Annotated in this window: 14 protein-coding genes; 4 read left to right on the top strand and 10 right to left on the bottom strand. The window is 73.3% G+C overall.

All coding sequences use genetic code 11. The features are described 5' to 3' along the window. Positions 1 to 36 precede the first annotated feature (36 nt). The gene (locus GNZ18_RS16410; protein ID WP_156217321.1) at positions 37 to 915 is read left to right on the top strand and encodes a glycine betaine ABC transporter substrate-binding protein; all 879 of its coding nucleotides are present in this window, start codon (positions 37 to 39) and stop codon (positions 913 to 915) included. A 74-nt stretch (positions 916 to 989) separates the two neighbouring features. On the opposite strand, the gene GNZ18_RS16405 is transcribed toward GNZ18_RS16410, so the two are convergent. Then, positions 990 to 1,745: a ZIP family metal transporter gene (locus tag GNZ18_RS16405; RefSeq protein ID WP_156217320.1), complete on the bottom strand. Its 756-nt coding sequence runs from the start codon at positions 1,743 to 1,745 to the stop codon at positions 990 to 992. 123 nt (positions 1,746 to 1,868) lie between these two features. Next, entirely contained in the window at positions 1,869 to 4,019 is a 2,151-nt protein-coding gene (locus GNZ18_RS16400; protein WP_308165805.1) for a (Fe-S)-binding protein, read from the bottom strand. Between the two features lie 250 nt (positions 4,020 to 4,269). On the opposite strand from GNZ18_RS16400, the gene GNZ18_RS16395 reads away from it, so the two are divergent. Continuing rightward, positions 4,270 to 4,884 (top strand): TIGR03086 family metal-binding protein, encoded by a 615-nt coding sequence (locus GNZ18_RS16395; RefSeq protein WP_312874565.1) that lies wholly within the window; start codon positions 4,270 to 4,272, stop codon positions 4,882 to 4,884. A gap of 7 nt (positions 4,885 to 4,891) precedes the next feature. Here the strand turns inward: GNZ18_RS16395 and GNZ18_RS16390 are convergent, their stop codons facing one another. Beyond that, on the bottom strand, positions 4,892 to 6,100 hold the full coding sequence (locus GNZ18_RS16390; protein ID WP_156217318.1) for an acetyl-CoA C-acetyltransferase: 1,209 nt from the start codon (positions 6,098 to 6,100) through the stop codon (positions 4,892 to 4,894). A 126-nt stretch (positions 6,101 to 6,226) separates the two neighbouring features. Here GNZ18_RS16390 and GNZ18_RS16385 point away from each other — a divergent pair, with 126 nt between their 5' ends. Next, positions 6,227 to 7,780, top strand: a complete 1,554-nt coding sequence (locus GNZ18_RS16385) for a 3-hydroxyacyl-CoA dehydrogenase (RefSeq protein WP_156217317.1) — start codon at positions 6,227 to 6,229, stop codon at positions 7,778 to 7,780. Positions 7,781 to 7,783: 3 nt separating this feature from the next. Here the strand turns inward: GNZ18_RS16385 and GNZ18_RS16380 are convergent, their stop codons facing one another. The 3 genes from GNZ18_RS16380 to GNZ18_RS16370 form a co-directional block, all read right to left on the bottom strand. Further along, a complete protein-coding gene (locus GNZ18_RS16380) occupies positions 7,784 to 8,869 on the bottom strand; it encodes a CU044_5270 family protein (protein WP_156217316.1) in 1,086 nt (361 codons plus the stop codon). Position 8,870: 1 nt separating this feature from the next. Next, on the bottom strand, positions 8,871 to 9,461 hold the full coding sequence (locus GNZ18_RS16375; RefSeq protein WP_312874564.1) for an RNA polymerase sigma factor: 591 nt from the start codon (positions 9,459 to 9,461) through the stop codon (positions 8,871 to 8,873). Positions 9,462 to 9,546: 85 nt separating this feature from the next. Next, positions 9,547 to 11,043, bottom strand: a complete 1,497-nt coding sequence (locus GNZ18_RS16370) for an MFS transporter (protein WP_156217315.1) — start codon at positions 11,041 to 11,043, stop codon at positions 9,547 to 9,549. Between the two features lie 114 nt (positions 11,044 to 11,157). Here GNZ18_RS16370 and GNZ18_RS16365 point away from each other — a divergent pair, with 114 nt between their 5' ends. Next, positions 11,158 to 11,865, top strand: coding sequence for a TetR/AcrR family transcriptional regulator (locus tag GNZ18_RS16365; protein ID WP_156217314.1), 708 nt, complete (start codon positions 11,158 to 11,160; stop codon positions 11,863 to 11,865). Positions 11,866 to 11,975: 110 nt separating this feature from the next. Here the strand turns inward: GNZ18_RS16365 and GNZ18_RS16360 are convergent, their stop codons facing one another. The 4 genes from GNZ18_RS16360 to GNZ18_RS16345 all read right to left on the bottom strand — a co-directional run bounded on the left by GNZ18_RS16360 (position 11,976) and on the right by GNZ18_RS16345 (position 15,666). Further along, entirely contained in the window at positions 11,976 to 13,181 is a 1,206-nt protein-coding gene (locus GNZ18_RS16360; RefSeq protein WP_156217313.1) for a hypothetical protein, read from the bottom strand. After that, positions 13,178 to 13,825, bottom strand: coding sequence for an RNA polymerase sigma factor (locus GNZ18_RS16355; RefSeq protein ID WP_156217312.1), 648 nt, complete (start codon positions 13,823 to 13,825; stop codon positions 13,178 to 13,180). Before GNZ18_RS16355 ends, GNZ18_RS16360 begins: the two co-directional genes overlap by 4 nt. A 127-nt stretch (positions 13,826 to 13,952) precedes the next feature. Beyond that, positions 13,953 to 15,137 (bottom strand): CU044_5270 family protein, encoded by a 1,185-nt coding sequence (locus GNZ18_RS16350; RefSeq protein ID WP_156217311.1) that lies wholly within the window; start codon positions 15,135 to 15,137, stop codon positions 13,953 to 13,955. Further along, entirely contained in the window at positions 15,130 to 15,666 is a 537-nt protein-coding gene (locus GNZ18_RS16345; RefSeq protein ID WP_156217310.1) for an RNA polymerase sigma factor, read from the bottom strand. The genes GNZ18_RS16350 and GNZ18_RS16345 overlap by 8 nt, the downstream gene beginning before the upstream one ends. Positions 15,667 to 15,733: the final 67 nt, after the last annotated feature.

The raw sequence follows: 15,733 nt of genomic DNA, 5'->3' as shown, positions 1-15,733 counted from the left end.
TGGTCGGCTTTCACGCAGGACGAAGAAGGGAAGGGCATGCGCTTCACGTTCAAGGGATCGGCGATCGCGGCGGTCGCACTGGCCATGGGAATCGGGGCCGCGGCGTGCGACTCCGGTGACAAGAAGGACGACAAGGAGGTCACCATCGGCGTGGTCTCCGGCTGGGCCGAGGGTGAGGCCGCCACGGCGCTGTGGAAGCGCCTGCTGACCGACAAGGGCTACAAGGTCGACGTCAAGACCCTCGACACCGGGCCGCTCTACACGGGAATGGCGAAGGGGGACGTGGACCTGTTCATCGACTCCTGGCTCCCCGGCACCCACGAGGACTACTGGAAGCAGTACGGGAAGAAGCTGGAGAAGATCGGCGTCTGGTACGACAAGGCGCCGCTGACGATCGCGGTGCCGGACTACTCGCCGCTGAGGTCGCTCGACGACCTGAAGGGGAAGGGCGGCCGGTACGGAGGCAAGATCGTCGGCATTGAGAAGAGCTCCGGGCTCTACCGGGTGTCGCAGGAGAAGATGCTGCCCGCCTACGGGCTGAAGGACGAGTACGAGGTCACGACGTCCTCGACGGCGGCGATGCTCACCGAGCTGAAGAAGGCCACCGACGCCAAGAAGGACATCGTCGTCACACTGTGGCGGCCGCACTGGGCGTACTCGAAGTTCCCCGTCCGCGACCTCGCGGACCCGAAGGGCGCGATGGGCCGGCCAGACGGGATCAACACCGTGGCCCGCAAGGACTTCGGCGACGACAAGCCCGAGGTCGCGGGCTGGCTGAAGAAGTTCCGGATGGACGACAAGCAGCTCGGCTCGCTTGAGGACCTCATCGAGAACAAGTACAAGGGGCAGCCGGACCAGGCCGTCACGGAATGGCTGAAGGCGAACCCCGGTTTCGCCCGGTCCATGACGGGCTGACCCCTGTTCGGAACGTTCCAAACAGGAGAACGGCAGAAGGGCCGTCCGGGTCTCCGGACGGCCCTCCGCCATTCTCAGCCCGCCACTCCCACGCTGAAGACGACGGCGAGCAGGCCGATTCCGGTGGCGCACAGCGTCATCACGCGCGGGTGCCCGCTGTGCGCCTCGGGGAGGATCTCGGAGGCGGCGAGGTAGAGCAGGACCCCCGCGAACACCCCGAGATAGGGGCCGAGGACCGCGTCCGGGACAGAGACCAGCAGCGTGAGCGCGGCCCCGACGATCGGCGCGGCGGCGTCGGCGAGCAGCATCAGCAGGGCGGGACGGTTGTTCTCGCGGTTCAGGGACGCGGCGGTGAAGGTGTTGAAGCCGTCCGCGAAGTCGTGCGTGATCACGGCGAGGGCGACGAACACGCCGGTCTCCATCCCGGACTGGAAGCCGAGGCCGATGCTGAGGCCGTCCACCAGGCTGTGCCCGACGAGCGCGGCCGCGGCGAGCAGCCCGGCCCGCCCCTCGGCCGGGCCGTGCGCGTGGCCGCCGGGATGGTCGTGCGGCGCGTACTCGCCCTCGTGCCCCCGGTGGATCGCGACGGCCTGCTCCACCACGTGCAGCAGCAGGAACCCGCACGCGAAGCCGATCATCGGGGCGGGGACCCCGAGCGGCCGGTCGTGGGTCATCTCCAGCGACTCGGGGATGAGGTCGAACGCCACGACGCCCAGCATCAGCCCGCCCGCGAGCCCGAGGACGAGGTGCCGGTGGTCCCGGACGCGCATCGCGGCGAGACCGCCGGCGAGCGTCATCAGGAACGCCAGGAGGGACACGAGCACGGCCATCCCCTGGTCATACCAGTTCGGCGGCCTTCCGAGCATCATGGACCGCTATGGGTCGCTTGACCGCGACATGAATTCGAGGCCAGGCGGCCCCGGGCGTCACTCCTGCCCCGCAGGCCCCAGAAGTCACTCCGCCGCGACGGCCTCCTTCGCGGGGGCCGAGCCGCCCTCGCCCTTGATGGAGCGGATCAGGAGCTGCGAGACGTCCACGACCTCCAGCGACTCCTTGGCCTCACCGGAGTTCTTCTTCTCGTTGATGGCGTCGCCCAGCATGACGAGGCAGAACGGGCAGGCCGTGGAAACGGTGTCGGGGTCGGTCTCCAGCGCCTCGTCCACGCGCTCGGTGTTGATGCGCTTGCCGATCCGCTCCTCCATCCACATGCGCGCGCCTCCGGCGCCGCAGCAGAACCCGCGGTCCTTGTGGCGGTGCATCTCCTGCGTCCTGACACCGGGGACGGTGGCCATGATGTCGCGCGGCTGCTTGTAGACCTTGTTGTGGCGGCCGAGGAAGCAGGGGTCGTGGTAGGTGATGTTCTCCTCGATCGGGGTGACCGGGGTGAGCCTGCCCTCCTCGACGAGGTGCGCGAGCAGTTGCGTGTGGTGGACGACCTCGTAGTTCCCGCCGATCTGCGGGTACTCGTTGGCGAGGGTGTTGAAGCAGTGCGGGCAGGTCGCGACGATCTTCTTGGCGCCCGCCTCGTTCAGCGTCTCGACGTTCTGCTGGCCGAGCATCTGGAAGACGAACTCCATGCCGAGCCGGCGCGCGGGGTCGCCGGTGCACGCCTCCATCGGGCCGAGGACGGCGAACCTCACGCCCGCGATGTGCAGCAGTTCGGCGACGGCCTTGGTCGTCTTCTTGGCGCGGTCCTCAAGGGCTCCCGCGCAGCCGACCCAGAACAGGTACTCGGTGTCCTCGGGCAGCTTCTCCTCGACGACCTCGACCTCGAAGTCGAGTTCCCCGACCCAGTCGAGGCGCTTCGTCTCGGACATGCCCCACGGGTTGCCCTTGTTCTCCAGGTTCTTCAGCATCACCCCCGCCTCGGACGGGAACGAGGACTCGATCATGACCTGGAAGCGGCGCATGTCGAGGATGTGGTCGATGTGCTCGATGTCCACCGGGCACTGCTCGACGCAGGCGCCGCAGTTGGTGCACGACCACAGGACGTCGGGGTGGATGACGCCGTTCTCGCCGACGAGCTCCTTGTCGACCTGCATGTCGAGCTTCTGCTCGTCGGTGAACCTCTCCCGGGCCTCCTCGGAGGCGGTGAAGTAGGGCGCCTTGGCGAGGGCGTGGTCGCGCAGTTCGAGGATGACCATCTTCGGCGACAGCGGCTTGCCGGTGTTCCAGGCCGGGCACTGGGACTGGCAGCGCCCGCACTCGGTGCAGGTCGCCATGTCGAGGAAGCCCTTCCAGGTGAAGTCCTCGATCTTGCCCCGGCCGAAGACGTCCTCGTCGGGGTCGGCCTCCTCGAAGTCGAGCGGCTTGCCGCCCGACATCATCGGCTGGGCGGCGCCGAGGCCGTCGGGGCGGCGCTTGAACATGACGTTCAGCGGCGCCAGGAAAATGTGCAGGTGCTTGGAGTGGACGACGAACACCAGGAAGACCAGCGCGACCGCGATGTGCAGCAGCAGCCCGACGGACTCCAGCACTTCGAGGGTGTCGTGGCTCATCCCGTCGAACAGGTGCCCGACGGCGTAGGAGAAGTAGGCGCCCTTGCCGTAGTCGAGGTTGCCGCTCGCCCACTCGACGCCGCGGAAGAAGAACATCGTCCAGATCACGTTGAAGATCATGAACAGCGTGATCCAGGCGCCGCTGAGGTGCGAGCCCTTGAAGCGGGAGTCGCGCCCGATGCGCCGCGGGGAGTTCTTGATCCGGATCGCGGTGAAGGTGAGCAGTCCGGCGGCGCAGGCGAGCGCGATGGTGTCCTGGACGAAGCCGATCGGGCCCCAGGTCTGGAGCCCGGGGATGTGCTCGTCCAACCCGAACAGCAGCGCGACCGCCGCCTCCAGGTAGACCGTGATCAGCAGGATGAACGCCCACATGACCGCGGCGTGCGCGAGGCCGGCGACGGTCCATTTGAGTAGCTTGCGCTGGCCGAAGACCTCGGTGACCTGGTCCTCGACGTCGCTCTTGGGGTCGCGCCTGACCTGGAGCACCCGCTCGGGGTCGGGCTGGCCGCCGCGCGCGATCGCGTAGAGGAACAGCACGCGCCGTCCGGCCAGCGCCAGCGCGACCGCCGTCCCTGCGAGCCCAATGATCAAAGTGGTCCAGAACACGGTTCCGTCCTCCTGCTACGGGCGATGGCAGTCAGCGTAGGACTCGCCGCATACCGCGCATCATCCGGGGGCCGAATACTACTCGGTAGTAGCTTATGCGCCGCTCCGCAGGTCAGCGCTCGGCCGCTCCCGGCCACCGTGATCCGCTGCCGATGCTCGCGTCATCCCCACACCATAGAGATCCGGAGAGGCGATGAGAATCGTCCCGTCCAGGAGTCAATATCTACGAGGACCAATCAAGGAGCGCCCTGTGAGCACCGATACCGGCACGACCTCTTCCCCGGACCTGGCCCCGGCGGCGCGGCGGCTCGGCCGCCTGATCGCCGGCGTCCCCGACTCGGCGCTCGGCGCGGCGACGCCGTGCGAGGAGTACACGCTGGGCGACCTGATCGACCACGTGAACGGGTTCTCGGTCGGCCTCGCCTGGACGGCGGCGAAGGCGTGGCCGGCGGACAAGTCCGCCCCGCCGTCGGGCGACGCGTCCCGGCTGCCGGACGGCTGGCGCGAGAGCATCCCCGAGCAGCTCGACGCGCTCGCCGCCGCGTGGGGCGACCCGGCCGCGTGGGAGGGCATGACCCGCGCGGGCGGCGTCGACCTGCCCGCCTCGGTCGCCGGCAGCGTCGCGTTGAACGAGCTGGTCGTCCACGGCTGGGACGTCGCCAGGGCGCTCGGCCGACCCTACGAGGTCGACGAGGCGGAGGTCGACCTGTGTCTCAACTTCGTCGGCGCGGCCGTCGAAAACAGCGGCGGCGCGCCCGTCGAGGGGCTGTTCGGCGCCGCCCACACCGCCCCTGACGGCGCCGGGCCCCTCGACCGGATGATCGCCATGACCGGGCGCGACCCGTCCTGGACGCCGCCCGCCTGACCCCGGCTCAGACCCGCTCGAACACCGCCGCGAGGCCCTGGCCGCCGCCGATGCACATGGTCTCCAGGCCGTAGCGGGCCTCGCGGCGGTGCATCTCGCGGGCGAGCGTCGCGAGGATGCGGGCGCCGGTCGCGCCGACGGGGTGGCCGAGCGAGATGCCGGAGCCGTGGACGTTGACGCGGTCCCAGTCGGCGTCCTTGAGGTCCCACTCGCGGGTGACGGCGAGCACCTGCGCGGCGAACGCCTCGTTCAGCTCGATCAGGTCGAGGTCGGCGAAGGCCAGCCCGGCCGCCTCCAGCGCCCTGGCCGTGGCCGGGACGGGCCCGATGCCCATCGTGCGCGGCGGCACGCCCGCGCGCGCCCACGAGACCAGCCGGACGAGCGGGCGCAGGCCCAGCTCGGCGGCGCGCTCGGGGGTCGTGACGACGCACGCGGCGGCGGCGTCGTTCTGGCCGCTGGAGTTGCCCGCCGTGACCGTGGCGGCGTCGTCGCTCTTGCCGAGGACCGGACGCAGCCGCGCCAGCCCCTCCAGCGTGGTGTCGGGGCGCGGGTGCTCGTCGGTGTCCACGACCGTGTCGCCCTTGCGCGACCGGACGGTCACCGGGACGATCTCCTCCGCGAACACGCCCGAGCGCTGCGCCGCGACCGCGCGCCGGTGCGAGCGGACCGCCAGCTCGTCCTGCTCCTCGCGTCCGATGCCGTACTCGCGGCGCAGGTTCTCGGCGGTCTCCAGCATCCCGCCCGGGACGGGGTGGTTCGCGCCGCCCGCGGTGACGCGGCCCCGCGCGAGCGAGTCGTGCAGGTTGAGGCCGGTGCCCCGGATGCCCCAGCGCGCCTCGGTCGTGTAGAACGGCGCGTTGCTCATGCTCTCGGCGCCGCCCGCGATGATCACGTCGCTGACGCCGGTCTGGATCTGCATCGCCGCGTTGACGACGGCCTGGAGCCCGGACCCGCAGCGCCGGTCGATCTGGATCCCGCCGACCTCGACGGGGAGCCCGGCGTCGAGCGCGGCGACGCGTCCGATGGCGGGCGCGTCGGAGGTCGGGTAGCAGTGGCCGAGGATGACCTCGTCGATCGCGTCGCCGGGCAGCCCGGTGCGCTCGACCAGGGCCCTGATGACGGTGGCCGCGAGCTCGGTCGGCTGGACGGTCTTGAACACCCCGCCGAACCGGCCGATCGGGGTACGCAGCGGCTCGCAGATCACCGCGTCGCGCATGGTGTGCTCCTCTTTCTCCGGGTTTGGCGGGTACTTGGCAGGCTACGACGTGTCCGATCGCGACTCACGGGCGGGTTTCCGCCGAGCGGACTCTTGTTGAATGTGCGGACGAGCGAGGAGGTCTGGATGCAGCAGTGGGCAGGGCGGGCGACGACGGTCCGGGTGATCGGCACCGGGGCGATGGGACGCGGGATAGCGCAGTGGGCGGCGGCGGGCGGGCTCACGGTGGAGCTGGCCGACGAGCGGCTGGAGGCGGTCGCGGACGCGGTGGAGCACATCGGCGCGATGCTCGACCGGCTCGCCGCGAAGGGGCGGACGACGGCCGCCGAGGCGGCGGAGGCCAAGGCGCGGCTGCGCCCGGTCGGGGAGCCGCTGACGCCGCTCCAGGACTGCGACCTCGTGGTGGAGGCGATCCGGGAGGACCTCGCGGCCAAGCGCGAGCTGTTCGCGGCGCTGGAGAAGGTGTGCCCCGAGCACACGGTGCTCGCGACCAACACCAGCTCGCTGCCGGTGACGGCGATCGGCGCGGCGCTGGCGGACCCGTCCCGGCTGGCGGGGCTGCACTTCTTCAACCCGGTTCCGCTGATGCGGCTGGTCGAGGTGGTCCCCGGCGCGCGGACGGCCGGATGGGTGCCGGACGCGCTGGCCGATCTCGTCCGGCGCCTCGGGCACGAGCCGGTCCTCGCGCCGGACGCGCCCGGGTTCCTCGTCAACCACGCCGGGCGCGGGCTGGTGACCGAGGCGCTCCAGATCCTGGCGGACGGCGCGGCGGAGCCGGTGGACGTCGACCGGATCGCGCGGGACGTCCTCGGCCTGCGGATGGGCCCGTGCGAGCTGCTCGACCTCACCGGCCTGGACGTGTCGCAACCGGTGATGGAGGGCATCTGGACGGGCTTCTACACCGAGCCGCGCTTGCGTCCGTCCCGGATCGCGCGGGCGCGCATGGAGGCGGGCCTCCTCGGGCGCAAGACGGGTGAGGGCTTCTACAAATACGTGGACGGCGCCAAGCAGGAACCTGACGAGGTTTCCGCGCCGGACGTGGCGCCGCGCCCGGTCTGGATCCACGACGCGGAGCCCGGCGTAAGGGAGGGGCTGGGCGCGCTCCTGTCCGAGGGCGGCGTGCAGGTGGAATCGGGGGACGTGCCGTCCGGTGAGGCGATCGTGCTGGTGGCGCCGTTCGGACGCAGCGTCCTGGACGTCGCGCGGAGCGTCCCGGACGGCCTCCCCCTGGAGCGGACCCTCGGCGTGGACCCGTTCGGCGGGTTCTTCACCCGTCTCACCCTGGCCGTGCATCCGGGGGTCGACCGGGACGCGGGGCGCGCGGCGCTGGCCGCCCTCGTCGCGACGGGACGGACGGTGAGCGTCGTCCGGGACGCGCCCGCGAGCGTCGCCCAGCGGCTCATGGCGGCGGTGGTGAACGTCGGGTGCGGCATCGCGGAGCAGCGTCTCGCCCGTCCGGCGGACATCGACACCGGCGCCCGGCTCGGCCTCGGATACCCGCGCGGCCCGCTGGAGTGGGGCGACGGCGTGGGGGCCGCGCGGGTGCTCGCCGTCCTGCGCGGGCTGCACGAGGCCACCGGCGACCCCCGCTACCGTCCGAGCGGATGGCTGGCCGAGCGGGCGGCGCTCGGCCTGCCGCTGGCGGAGACCGGCACCGGCCCGCTCGACCTGGTGGGCTGACGGTCAGGGAAGGGCGGGGATCCGCGGGCCCTCGTCGGTCCAGCCGACCTGGAGGTGGATCAGCGTGTGGCCCTTGACCGGGAGCGGCGCGCCGCCGGGTTCCCGCGTCTCGGCCAGCACGAACGAGGTCTTCGGGTCGATCGTCAGCCGGGTCCCGGCGCCGCCGCGGTCCTGGATGAGGATGCCGACGCCCGCGCGTCCGGTGCCGTCGTCGGCCGCGCCGGTGGCCTTCACCCCGGGCATGCCGGCGAGGGCCCGGTAGGCGGCGGCGCGCACCTTCGGCGGGGCGGGCACGTCGGAGAGCAGCCCGGTGAGGCACTCCCTGACGAAACCGGTCTGGGCGTCGGCGGGCACGGGGCCGTCGTCGTTGTGGAGCATCGCGTTCCGGATGGCGTCCCGTAGCCCGGCGGGGTCGGTCGGCAGCGCCCGGACCTGCGTGAACGACATCTCCTTGTCGCAGACCGTGAACGAGCGCGGGCCGCGCGCCTTGATCACCGTGCCGGGTCCGGGAGCGAGCGTGAGGCGGCCGCCGCCGAGCCTCGACCGGCCCTTCCAGCCGGTCGGCCTGCCGTCGCGCTCCCAGGCCGCCTGGTCGGCGGCGGTGCGGGGGCGCGCACCCGCGTCGCGGTCGGCGATCCAGACCTGGCCGTCCGGGCGGGCCCAGGTCTCGCTGACCCGCCGCTGCTCCACCTGGTACCGTCCGCCCTCGGGGCCGACCTCGACCGACGTGGTCGCGAGCGTCCGGCGGTGCCAGTAGCGGCCGATGTCGGGCGAGGACTCCGCCCGCTCCGCGGCCGACAGCAGCACCTCCCGCGCCGACACCGGCCGGGCGTCCACGGGATCGGGCGCCCGCGGCGACGTGCCCGACGACACCAGCACCGCGCCCACGACGGCCGCCGCCGCGACACCGGCGAGGCCCAGGACGGGCCACCTCGACCGGAGCGGACGGCGGCGCGGCCCGCGGATCCCCTCGGTGAGGCGGCGGCGTCCGGCGGCGGCCGCCCCGGGCTCCGGCGGCTCGTCCAGCATCGTGGCGATCATCTGGAACTCGTCCAGACCGTCCATGTCACCGTCCATGTCACCGTCCATGTCAGGGTCCTTCCGTGCCGTCGAAGGGCAGGTCGGCGCGCAGCTTGCGGCGCGCGCGGTTCAGACGGGAGCCGACCGTCCCGTACGGGACGCCGAGGACGGCGGCGATCTCCTCGTTGCCGAGCTGGCCGAGCGCCTTGAGCAGGACGACGTCGCGGTCCTTGCGCGACAGCCCGGCGAGCGCGCGGGCCAGGTGCGGCTGGAGGCGCTCGGCGGTCACCGAGCTCGCGACGCGGTCCTCGTGGCCCGCCTGGTCGGGCTCGGTGCCGATGCGGGCGAGCGCCTGGTAGCGGCGGGTCTCCGTCCGCCGGTGCTGCGCGATCAGGTTCGTCGCGATCCCGTACAGCCACGGCCGGACGGCGCCGCGCGCCGGGTCGAACGCGGCGCGGCGGCGGAACGCGGCCAGGAACGTCTCGGCGACGACGTCGTCGGCCGCCTCACGTCCGAGACGTCCCGCGACGTACCGGTACACCGCTGGGAAGTACCGGTCGTACAGGGCGGTGAACTCCTCGCCGTCCTGGAGGGAGGCGGCGAGCAGCGCCGCGTCGTCGCGCGCGGCCTCCGGCTCGGCGAGTTCGGGCGGGGCCGTCACCCGTCGGCCCCTCGGCTGGGGTCGGGCATGGGCTACCTCCGGGAGTTGGTGTCATCATCTACTCCGCTCGGCCCCCGGATCGCTTTCACGCGTGCGGGACGGCCGCCCGCGTCCGGCCCTCCGCCGGACGGTCCGGCGCGCGGTCGCCGCGCAGCACGACCAGCGCGAAGACCGCGGCGGCCAGCATCGTCGCGGCGGCGGTGAAGGAGCCCGCCGACTGCGCGTGGACGAAGGCGTCCCGCGCCGCGGCGGCGAGGCCGGGGTCGCCGATCGCGAGCGCCTCGCCTAGCGAGTGCCGCGCCGGGGCGGGCACGCCGCCCGGGAGGCCGCCTCGGTACGCGGCGGAGATGATGCTGCCGATCACGGCGACGCCGAGCGCGTTGCCGAGCTCCTGCCCGGCGTCGTTGACGGCCGAGCCGACCCCGGCCTCCTCGCGCGGGACGGCGGCCATCAGCGTGTTGTAGGCGGCCGGGGTGCCGAGCCCGGCGCCGAGACCGAACACGGCGAGCCCGACGACGATCACGCCGAAGCCGTCGCCGGGGCCGACGAGGCCGAGCGCCACGAAACCCGCGGCGGCGATCGCGAATCCGGCGGCGATGGCCTTCGACCCGCCGATCCGCGCCTCCAGCGCGGCGCCGAGGCCGTTGCCGACCCCGGCCGAGACCGCCACCGGCAGCATCGCGAGCCCCGCCCTGAGCGGCCCGTAGCCGAGGACGAGCTGGAACATCTGGGTGAGCGCGAACATCGTCCCGGCCAGCGCGAACCCGAACATCGCGATGACGGCGGCGGCGCCGGAGAACCGGCGGTGCGCCAGCAGCCGCAGGTCGAGCATCGGCTCGGGGTTGCGGTGCTGCCAGAGCACGAACAGGCCCAGCCCGGCGGCCGCGACGGCGAGCCCGCCGAGCGTGCGCGGGCCCGTCCAGCCGTGCTCGGGCCCGGAGATGATCGCCCAGACCAGCGCCGACATGCCGAGCGTGGACAGCGCGGCGCCGAGCACGTCCGGGCGGCGGCGCGGCCCCCGCGACTCCGGGACCAGGACGACCAGCCCCACGACGGCGACGAGCGCGACCGGCACGTTCACCAGGAACACCGACCCCCACCAGAAGTGCTCCAGCAGGAACCCGCCGAGCGTCGGCCCGGCCGCGATGCCGACCATCGACGTCGCGCCCCAGATCGCGAACGCCTTGGCCCGCTCGTCCTCGCCGAACACCTGCGCCATGATCGACAGCGTCCCGGGCATGAGGAACGCGCCGCCGACGCCCATCAGCCCGCGCGTGGCGACGAGTTGCGCGGGGTTCGCGGCGAACGCGGCCAGCAGCGAGCCGGCGCCGAACAGCGCGAAGCCGATCAGCATCGCGCGGCGGCGGCCGTACCGGTCGCCGAGGCTGCCCGCCGTGAGCAGCGCGCCCGCGAAGACCAGCGAGTAGGCGTCGATCACCCACTGGACGTCGGACGTGGTGGCGTCCAGATCGTCCAGCAGCGACGGGATCGCGACGTTCAGGATCGTGTTGTCGACCACGACCGCGAACAGGCTCAGGCAGAGCACGGCAAGTATCCGCCAGCGCCTCGGATGCGGGCTCATGGCACCCTCCTCGTACAGTGTTCGAGTAGACCAGCACACTGTACGAGCTACCTCGCACACTGTTCAAGTCCCGGTACCCTGTACGAGACGACACGAGCCGCGAGGAGGAGGCCCATGGCCAAGGCACCGGCGGGGCCGACATCGGTCTGGACCCGCCCGCCGCGAACGCGGCGCGAGCAGCCCACGCTCACCCGCGACCAGATCGTGGACGCGGCGCTCGGCCTGCTCGACGCCGAGGGCCTGGACGGGCTCAGCATGCGCCGCCTCGGCACCCGGCTGAACTCCGGCGCCACGTCGGTGTACTGGCACGTCGCGAACAAGGACGAGCTGCTCGAACTCGCCCTCGACCGGGTCATGGCCGAGGTGGAGGTCCCCGCCGGGGACGGCTGGCGCGCGGCGGCGGACGGCTACGCGCACAGCCTGCGCGCGATGATCCACCGGCACGCGTGGACGGTCACGCTGTTCGGCAGCCGCCCCATGATCGGCCCGAACGCCACCCGCGTCCTGGACGAGGTGCTCACCGCGTTCGGGTCGGCGGGCTTCACCGGCTTCGACCTCGAATACGCCTGGTCGGCGGTGGTGGACTACGTCATCGGCGCGGCGGGCAGCGAGGCGAGCTGGCAGCGCGAGCAGCACGGCACGTCCGCCGCCGAATGGGTGGAGAACCTCGGCCCGTACCTGGACCGGCTGGACGCGGAGCGCCCCGATCTCGCGGCCCACATCCGCGACATCTGGATGAAGGAGACCCGCGCCGTCCTGGAGGAGCGCTTCTCCTTCGGCCTCGGCTGCGTGCTGGACGGCCTCGAATCCCGCAGACCCTAGGGCCGGGACGGCGATGCCCTCCGCCCCCGGTCGGGGCGGAGGGCATCGGCGGGGCGGCGGTACTCACCGGGGGATAACGGCAGCGGTCGCCGGCCCCGTGCACAGGAGGGTCAGAAGGGCTGCTCCGCCGGGGGCTGCCGCTTGGTGTCGCTCCAGCCCGTCGAGCGGATGGCCACGTAGTTGATGACGAAGCCCGGCCCCATCTCCGCGTACGGGCCGCCCGGCTTGGTCAGCGTGTCCTGGACGGACAGCACGTCACCGGTCTTCTCGTCGAAGACGATCACCGTCCGCGACGCGTAGGTCCCCTGGTGGTCCTTCGGCGTGCCCCACTCGCCGGTGATCGTCGCGGTGCGCTCGGCGGAGGCCAGCGCGACGCCCCGTCGGCCCAGCGGGTCGGTCGCCTCGCCGATCGCGGTGATGCCCCGATGTCCGGCCAGCGCCCGCATCAGCCCCGCCCGCACCTTCGGCGGGACGGGGGTGCCGCCGAGGATCGACGCCGTCCGCCAGATCCCGCCGGAGGCGGACGCCGAGTCCCGCAGCTTCAGCGCCTTCCCCGCCGGGCCCCCCGCCCGCCGCATCTCCTGCTCGCTGAGGAACCGCTCGGCGAGCTTGGCCGGGTCGGTCGGCAGGTTCCGCCACTCCTCGACCGGCTTGCCCAGGAACTCGCCGCCGCCGCGCGGGTCGAGGCCCACCCCCGGGCCGCTCGACGTCCAGTTCGTGCCCTTGGCGGCGTAGGTGGCGTAGTGGTCGTTCGACCAGACCCGGAAGCTGGACGGCGACCCGGCCTTGCGCCACAGCGCCCCGTCCCGCTTCGTCAGCGGCCGGGCCGGGAGGTCGCGGCCGTAGTACGCCTCGCCGTCCCCCTTCTTCATGCCGGCCCAGTGGAAGGACTCGCTCGCCGCGCCGACGATCGCGTACGAGCCGGTCTTCGCCCGGACGACGTAGGACTGCCCGTCGATCCTGTCGCTGTACCAGTACTCGCCGACCGGCGTCCGCTCCACCTTGGCGGCCGCCGCGAGCACCGCCTGCTTGTTCAGGTCGACGTTCCCCGCCGCCTCCGGCGAGCCGGACGGGCCCGCCGGGCCCTGGCCCGTGAGGGCGATGGCGACGGCCGCCGCCGCGCCCGCCGCGACCAGCCCCGCGCCGAGCCCGACCGGCCAGGCGATCCGGCGCCGTCCCGTCCGCGCGCGCCTGCCCGCCGTCCTGCCCGCCATCTCGTCCTCCAGCATCGTCAGGGCCTTGTTCGTCGTTCTCGCCGAGGGGGCGGGCGGATCGCCCAACAGGCCCCTGACCTGGTCCATCTCGTTCCTGTTCACGCGGGCGTCTCCTCAACGATCAAGGTGGGGTTGGTGCCGCCGAGCGACTCCCGGAGGCGGCGCCTGGCGCGGTGCAGGCGGGAGGCGACCGTGCCCGTCTTGATGCCGAGCGCCTGCCCGACCTCCTCGTAGGACAGGTCGGCCAGCGCGACCAGCAGCAGGACGTCCCGGTCCCCGCGCGGCAGCCGGGCCAGCGCGTCCGCGAGTTCCGCCCCCGCGCCGCCGGCGGTGACGCGCGCGGTGACGACGTCCTCGTGGCCGTCCTCGAACGGCTGGGCGGGCGTGCGCGCGAGGGCGCGGTAGCGGCGGCCCTCCGAGCGCCGGTGCAGCCCGATCAGCCGGGTCGCGATGCCGTACAGCCAGGGCCGGACCGTTCCACGCGCCGGGTCGAACCGGTCGCGCTTGCGGAACGCGGTGAGGAAGGTCTCGGCGGCGATGTCGTCGGCCGCGTCCGCGCCGAGCCGCCGGGCCACGTACCCGTGGATCGCGGTGAAGTGCCGGTGGAAGATCTCCGCGAACGCGGCGGGCTCGCGCCGCGAACGCGTGATCGCCGCCGCGTCGGACGCGTTGGCGTCGGACGCGCCGGACGCGCCCGCCGCCTCGAAGTCGGCCCCACCGGAATCCGGCGGGTCGTGTAGGGCCATGGGGTAGATCCTCGCTGTCGGGGGAGTGCACGATCACGGTCACCCCGCTCTCAACCGATCCCCCGTCCCGCCTTCACGCGCGAGCGCCCCCGCCCGGAATGCCGGGCGGGGGCGCTGGTGAAACGGCTCAGAAGGGCAACCGGGCGGGCGGCACCGGCTTGGCGTCCGTCCAGCCCGCGTCCCGGACGGCCTCGTAGTTGATCACGAAGCCCGGCCTGCGGTCCCGGTACGGGCCGCCCGGCCTGGTCAGCACGTTCTGCGAGGCGATCAGCCGACCCGTCCGCCGATCGAAGACCAGCTCCTGGCGGGAGTCGTAGTCACCGCGCTCGGCGGCGGGCGCGCCGTCCTCCGCCGTGACCCTCGTGGTCTCCATGGTCCTGGCCAGCGCGGGGCCGGTCCGCCCCAGCGCGTCGGTCGCCGTGCCGATCGCCGTCACCCCGGGCAGCGCGGTGAGCACCCGCATGAGACCGGCCCGGACGCCCGGCGGGATGGGCGCGTCCCGCAGCAGTTCGCCGGCCGCGACGAAGGTGTACGCGGGATCGACCGGCCGCTCCTTGATCCCCTCCTCAAGGTTCCGGCGGCCGGCGGCCGGGAGGTGCGGATCCATGTGCTTCAACCGGGCCTCCGCGGAGAACAGCTCCCTGGTCAGCCCCTCGGGGTCGGTCGGCAGGTCCTGGAGCTGCTCGGCGGTCATGCCGCGCCACCTCCCGCCGCCCTCCGGGGACGGCGGGTCCATCTCCCACTTCGAGGTGCCCAGGCCGTAGGTGCCGTAGTGGTCGTTCGACCAGACCCGGAACCTCGACGGCGACCCGTCCTTCTTCCAGAGCTCCGCGTCCTCCTTCGTCAGCGGCCGGGACGGGATGTCGCGGCCGTAGCTCCCCGCGCCCATGCCCGGCTTCGCCCCGGCCCAGCTGTAGAACTCCGTGTGCGCGCCGACGATCGCGTAGGCGCCCGTCTTGGGCCGCACCAGGTACGACTGGCCGCCGACGCTGTCGGAGTACCAGTACCTGCCGCCCGGCTGGGCGGCGGCCCTGCCCGCCGCCGCCAGCACGGCCTGCCTGCCCAGGTCGACCGAGGGGGCGGGCGAGGTCCGCGAGGGCGGCGCGGGCGAGCCGGAGCCGGTCACGGTGATCCCGACGGCGACGGCCGCGCCGGCGGCGGCGACGCCGATCCCCGCCTTCAGCCGCCGGCCGAGGCCGGAGCGCCGGGGCGGCCGCTTCCCCAGCACGCGGGCGCGCGCCTCGGTCGTCTCCCGGAGCGTCGGCGGTGCCGGCTCCCCGTACGCCTCGCGGATCGTCTCCAGCTCATCCATGGTCGTCCTCCACCTCACGCATCGGATTCGTCCCGCCGAGTGCCTCGCGCACCCTCTTCCTGGCCCGGCTCAGCCGCGACCCGACCGTCCCGTAGGGGACGCCGAGCGCCGCCGCGACCTCCTCGTGGCTGAGGTCGGCGAGCGCGACGAGCAGCAGCACGTCCCGTTCGCCGTCCGGCAGCCCGGCGATCGCCCCGGCCAGCCGTCCGCGCAGGCCCTGCGCGCTGACCCGGGCGTCCACCCGGTCGGCGTGCCCCTCCGCGCCCGGGGCGGGGAGCCGTTCGCGGGCCCGCAGGCCGCGCACCTCCGCGCGCCGGTGCTTGCCGATGAGGTTGGTCGCGATGCCGTACAGCCACGTCCGCACGTTCGCGCGCGCCGGGTCGTAGCGGTCCCGGTTGCGGAACGCCTCCAGGAACGTCTGGGACGCGATGTCCCCCGCGGCGTCCGGGCCCAGCCGCTTGGCGGCGTACCCGTGGATCTCGGCGAAGTGGGCGTCGAAGACGTCGCCGAACCGGTCGGGGTCGTGCAGGGACGACCGCGGCGGGGGGGGGCGCCGGGGGGGCCGGGGCGGCGCCGCCGCCGGGGGGGGGGGGCCC

It is taken from the genome of Actinomadura litoris, assembly GCF_009733595.1.
Lineage (GTDB): Bacteria > Actinomycetota > Actinomycetes > Streptosporangiales > Streptosporangiaceae > Spirillospora > Spirillospora litoris.
This window is presented reverse-complemented; position numbering and strand designations above follow the sequence as displayed.